Origin of the sequence: Clostridioides sp. ES-S-0049-02, from assembly GCF_020658465.1 — a bacterium.
Taxonomy (GTDB): Bacteria; Bacillota; Clostridia; order Peptostreptococcales; family Peptostreptococcaceae; genus Clostridioides.
This window is the reverse complement of sequence record NZ_JACVWG010000029.1, coordinates 1-5,958: the sequence shown is the minus strand read 5'-3', so window position 1 is coordinate 5,958 and position 5,958 is coordinate 1. Positions and strand designations below refer to the sequence as shown.

The window sequence follows — 5,958 nt, the reverse complement described above, 5'->3', positions numbered from 1 at the left end:
ACTACCTTTATAATTTTTTAATCCATAGCTTTGCATTTCATCAACTGGTATAAATATTTCAGCTTTAGGTGATGGAGTTATACCCATTTCTTCACATTTAGCCTTATATTCTTCTTTGATTTGTTTTGGAGCATTATCATAAGTAAAGGTATAACCTTCAATATGAATTGTCCATAATGGCTTGTCTGTTTCTGTATAAGTGGAATTTGTTTCAGTATCTGCGAATACAATACCACTTGTTAATGCAAATAAACAACATAGCACTATTAATATTTTTTTAACTTTTTTTAACATAAAAACCCTCCTTGAATATTATTTAATTATTCCATTGTGGAATAGTTTAAACATCAACATGAATTTTGTAAACTGAGTCTTTCAGTGGAAATTTTTTATATATTGAACGGTCTGGTGATTTATAAGAAATAGAGTCAAAAGTTAAATATGTGAGAGAAGACAACAAACATAATATTAAAGCTATTATTATGCCTTTTCTGTTTTTGGTAATAAACATATTATGTAATCTTTTTTCAAACCCTTTAATTCTATATAAACCAGTAGAAAATTCATTATGTATATTTGTATTTCTTTCGATTGAGTTTACAACAGTCATAGCATAACTTTGTCTATCTTCAAGACCATAATCCTTTAAAACTGTTTCATCACAGTGCATTTCACAAATATTTTCTACAACTCTATCTAATAGATATACAAGTGGATTGAACCAATAAACACATTTTAAAAATAAGATTAAGTATCTAATATATAAATCTTTGCTTTTATAATGAGTCAATTCATGTCTTAAAATCCAGTTTAATTCTTCTAAAGAATAATCATGTGGAGGTAAAAGAATATATTTTTCAAATAATCCAAAACAAGAAGGATTTGCAACTTCATAAGTGTATTTTAGTTTTATATTTCCTTTTATTTTAAATTCATTTAATAAATCACCATAAAGATTTTTTACTTCTATTTCTTCAATATCATATGATAAATCAACTATTAGGCTTTTAAATTTCAAATATCTTTTAATTATTCTGATAAAAAGTAATAATGCAATAGCACTCCAAATAAATATAATAATATTTTCATTGATTGGAAAGTTATCTATATTTGAATTATCAAGTAAACTTTTAGTGTCTAATTTATTTGTTGTATATGTGTATGTAAAAGGTATAACTAATTTAGCTATAGCAATTAGCCAAATATAATAATTAAGTCTTTTACTAAAACCTTTAAGTAAAGTCAAATTCAAAATTATCAAAATACAAATAATTAAACTGCTTATGATTGTTGAACGAATTAGAGTCTGTAAAATTAAATTAACCATATAATCTACCCATTTTATTTTTTATTTTGCATATCTTTAATAAAGTTTTTAAATGTTTTTATTTCTTCTTTGCTAAATTCTTTTTTACTCATTGATTGAAGTAAGCTTGTTACAGATTCATTATGTATATTTTTTAAAAAATCAAAAGTTTCATATTGTAAGTAGCTTTCCTTGTCAACCAAAACAGTATATGTTGTATACGTTGAATGCTTTTTAGCAGATAAAAAATTTCTTTTTACTAATCTTGATAAGAGTGTAAGTGTTGTGGTCTGCTTCCACTCATGACTCATTATAGAAACTATGTCCTGTGATGTCAATACCTTGTCAGATTGCCAAAATAGCTTCATTATCTTCAATTCAGAAGGTGGTATTTTTTTTAACATAATTAATTCCCCCAGTGCTTTTTTAATTTTACTTTCATTCTATAAAAATAGAGTGCAAGAGTCAAATTAGTATAAACATTTTATTCTACAAGCATAGAATAAAATGTTTAAAAGTTCTCTACATAGGTAGAATACAAGGTTTAAATATTTTTAGTTTATTAAAAAATATATGTATTTGTGATTGAGTAAAAACAAGCATAAAAATAAAAAAAAGTAATATTTACTGACCTACAACTGACAAAATGACTAAAATAAATAATATGAAAGTGTATAAAAATATTGCAATACCTATATTTTATAAAAAAATGGCATAAAATAAAATCTTTTATGTCCTTTTTTACTGACATGTAAAAAAGTCTTGTAAGTATTGAAATTACTAGTTTGCATAGGTTTTGCATGAAGAATTGTCGTTTTGTAAAAAAGGTTACTGAAATTTATAAAAATAATTATTAATTGACATGAATTATCATAAAAAAAGGCATCTATTTCCATGAAAAAAAAATTTTCGTCTGCATGTAAAAATAGCTATAGTAATACGTACAAATGTTCTATATTTATAGAGTTATTTGTATGTAAATTATATTTTAGATAGTATATTTAATAGCTTAATAAACAGGATTTAAAACAAGGGGGGTGTATGTAGGAAATGTAGAACAAGTGTAAGATTTATTTTGTCTTAGTGCTTTCACTTCCACATCATGTAAAAAGCATAGAAATATAACAAGTTAAGTACCCCTTAATATATGACTTATAACTTTAATTTTTTGATTTTACAATTATGTTTTTAAGCTATAAATATAGTATTAATTGTTAGGTTATAATCTAATTTCGTTAAGAGGGGGAGAGGGATGATAGATAGAGTAAATTTGTATAAAAAAATAGAGTTAGATTGTAGTATATTTAGTTTAAAACTAAAGAAGAACTATAGTGAATATGTAGACTATCAAACAGGAGAAATAAAAAAAGAAATTACATCCTATAGTTATTATTTAAATGGAATTAGGTTTTTATATGCAATAAAGTCTAAAAAGATATACTTATATGGTAGGCTGATAATGCTATTGAAAGACTCAAATCATGTATATAACTTAGATGATGTATACCTACAAAGAGAAGAAATAAGAGATAAAGCTAATAGTAAGCTTAAAGAGTTGTTTAATGCTGATGTAGATATATTAGATTTTAATGTTTCTAGTATTGAAGTAAATTTTAATGTTTACAATGTAAATGCAAATTTATATATAGAATTATTTAATCAAGTAATAAAAGACAGGCAAGATAAAAGATATGTGAACTATGTAGACACTAATAAACTTGCTAAAAATACAAGTGTATATATAAAGTCAAAGCATAATTTTAAGAGCAATAGAAATAAAACATATACACTAAATTTTTATAATAAGCTAGACCAATTATACAATCTAAGGGTAAAAGCAAATGAAGCTAGAGGCAATAGAATTAATATATCTGAAAATGATTTAAAACTAGCAGAAAATACTTTAAGATTAGAGGTTAAGTGTGGTACATATGAACTGACTAAGTATGGTAAAGACTTTAGAACTTACTTCAATGACATATTTTTATGTAGAGATATAGTTTTAACTAAGTATAAACGTTTCATCTGTAGCACTAGACTAGATTTCTATGATTATTTTGAAACTAAAAAAATAGTACAAGAAACAAATAAATTAAAGACTAATAGTAAAAAGAAGCTATTGCAATACTTAGAACTAAGATATGCTAAAAAGAAAAAGTATAGCAAAGAAGAATTAAAGAAATATTTCAAGATGTTAGAGTTTCTAAACATAGCCCCTGCACTCATTCCTACGATTTACAAAATAAACAAATTACAGAGTCCAATCAAACTGCTAGACAAAAAAATAGAAAATTTAATGGAAAATGCTAGTAAATTCTGATAACTAGAATTATAATTAACTTATATTAAAAAAATTGAATATAAAAAAAGACTACTATCTCTATGAAGTTTGCAGACTTCATATGAGTTAATACCAACTACAACGAATAGTTAAGTAAATAGTAATCTTTTACTATAAGTTACATACTAAATGTTTTGGAAGAACATAGAGTATATAAAATATAGATGTTATCATTCTTGATATACATAAATTATAAGAGATGCAAGTCAAAAAATCAAGATAATAACGATAAAAGATAATTACAAGCTTTGTTCAAGATAGTTGGACAAGGCTTTTTTAATGCAGAGATGCAAAAAGTTTTATAAGGAAGTGTGTTTGACTTAGAGCAAACCGAATGGCTCGACAGAGTACAGGGGTAGCCGACTAAACACTTGGATTGAGTTTCAACACCATATAAATATGTCTGATACCATATTAAAGGGGTGAGAGTGGCGACTAGATGCCACAAACAATAAAAGCTAGGGGTGGCAACACTTAGTGGAAATACTCAAATATACTGTCTATTGTCGGGGTGTTGGTAGACTGTGTTAAATCACGAAGTAGAGTATTTACTTGTATCAGTCCAACGTTGTGTGGTCGTAACACACCAATCCTATTGGGTTTGAATGATATGGAAAGTAACCACGGACAGTAGTTCGTGGGTAACTGCGTCCAATTACAAAGCCTTTAGGTTTGCATTAAAAGAATAAATAATCAATAAGATTTAAAAACATGTATAACAAAATTCTAAATATGACAAGTTCCTTCTGACTTGGCATATTTAGAATGCGTTAGTAACAACTGAAAACCGTAGGTTGAAGGCGTAAGTAACCGTTAGGTTATAATGTTATGTAACATATGTAATTAGTATTTAAAGTAATAACTAGTTAAAACTAGATACTAAACTGGTGTAACAATCGTTTTGGTGAGTTTCGCTAAGGATTATATATTGTTAAAAGATAGAGGAAATTTTATATTAGAAAATATGTGTTTTTGGTGGTCTGATAGTGGTCTAAATGTGTATTTTTGAGTGATTTTATGACCCCAAAAAAATGACCTATAAAATAGATAGTATTTTGATTTTAACCAAAGAGTTTTACTAGGCTTTGCCTAGTTTTCCATGTTCATGAAATAAATGAAATTTATGTAATATGGGGTCAAAAACTCCTTATGCTCTTTTTTAAAAAAATGACTTTACAAAACAAACAAATAAGTGCTTGTAAAAATAAATAAATGTTGAAGTACAAAAATAAAGCTGTAAGGGCTTAGAGAGTCGCACAGAGCCTTAAATATATATTCTGAACTGTAAAGATATGTAATTAAAATATTTATTTTATCTTAACTGAAATGAGATAGGTTTTATGAAAAAACTAAAAAATTATTATTTTATTACATCTAAAATTTGGAAGCTGAATACTTTTAACATGAAAAAAGCTTACTGTATTTAAACAATAAGCTTTTTTATATGTAATGAAATATTATTTTTAAAATTTTAGATTTAGTAAGTTAAATTAGAATGTTTTTAATATATTATTTTTATTAAACTTATTATTAGTGAAATTGCTCCACATAGGTTAATTGCAGTAAAGTAAAAATTATGATTTTTTAAAGTATTAATAGTTAAAATTATGAAACAAAAAATAAGTATTATATGTAAAGGTATAGACATGTTAAGTGATTGATTCATATATACATACTTTAGAAACATGAGTATTAATGCAATTAGAGCTATGCCTAATACAATGTTTATATAATTTTTTAAATTCATAGAATCACTCCTTATTATTATTTAAACATTTTATTATGCTAAATTTCACAGAGTTTTATTAATGAAAAAATAGGCAGCTTAAAAAAGTCACCTTATAACAGGTGACTTAATTTTTATATGTAAATTAATAATTATGATATTATTTATAAATGTGCAACATAAGCTAATCTTTCCCAAGTTCTTGCCCCAACAATACCATCTACACCTAAACCATTACTTGATTGGAAACTTCTGACTCTTGTATATGTTTCATTTCCAAATTGACTATCAACGCCTATAGAATAACCACAGGCTTTAAGTAATATTTGTACTAGATGTACAGGATTACCACTTTCTATTTTATTATATCCTACTAGAGTTGATGTTTTAACAGTATAATTTTTTGCACCAGTTACTTTAAAATATGTACCATAAAAAAATATGTCAAAACCATCTTGACTACCTTTATAATTTTTTAATCCATAGCTTTGCATTTCATCAACTGGTATAAATATTTCAGCTTTAGGTGATGGAGTTATACCCATTTCTTCACATTTAGCCTTATATTCTTCTTTGATTTGTTTT

The 5,958-nt window shown here is 25.5% G+C and carries 4 protein-coding genes and 1 pseudogene; 1 reads left to right on the top strand and 4 read right to left on the bottom strand.

The window, feature by feature from the left end; translation table 11 throughout:
- The 3 genes and pseudogenes from IC213_RS20040 to IC213_RS20030 all read right to left on the bottom strand — a co-directional run.
- Positions 1-294: pseudogene (locus IC213_RS20040) on the bottom strand (peptidoglycan-binding protein); the annotation flags it as partial.
- A gap of 46 nt (positions 295-340) precedes the next feature.
- Positions 341-1,327, bottom strand: a complete 987-nt coding sequence (locus IC213_RS20035; protein ID WP_227437639.1) for a M56 family metallopeptidase — start codon at positions 1,325-1,327, stop codon at positions 341-343.
- A gap of 14 nt (positions 1,328-1,341) precedes the next feature.
- Complete coding sequence (locus IC213_RS20030) at positions 1,342-1,710, bottom strand: BlaI/MecI/CopY family transcriptional regulator (protein WP_227437638.1); 369 nt, start codon at positions 1,708-1,710, stop codon at positions 1,342-1,344.
- 848 nt (positions 1,711-2,558) lie between these two features.
- On the opposite strand from IC213_RS20030, the gene IC213_RS20025 reads away from it, so the two are divergent.
- Complete coding sequence (locus IC213_RS20025) at positions 2,559-3,626, top strand: hypothetical protein (protein ID WP_227437635.1); 1,068 nt, start codon at positions 2,559-2,561, stop codon at positions 3,624-3,626.
- Between the two features lie 1,911 nt (positions 3,627-5,537).
- Here the strand turns inward: IC213_RS20025 and IC213_RS20020 are convergent.
- Positions 5,538-5,958, bottom strand: a 421-nt coding sequence (locus IC213_RS20020) for a peptidoglycan-binding domain-containing protein (protein ID WP_227863551.1), incomplete at its 5' end; no start/stop codon positions are given.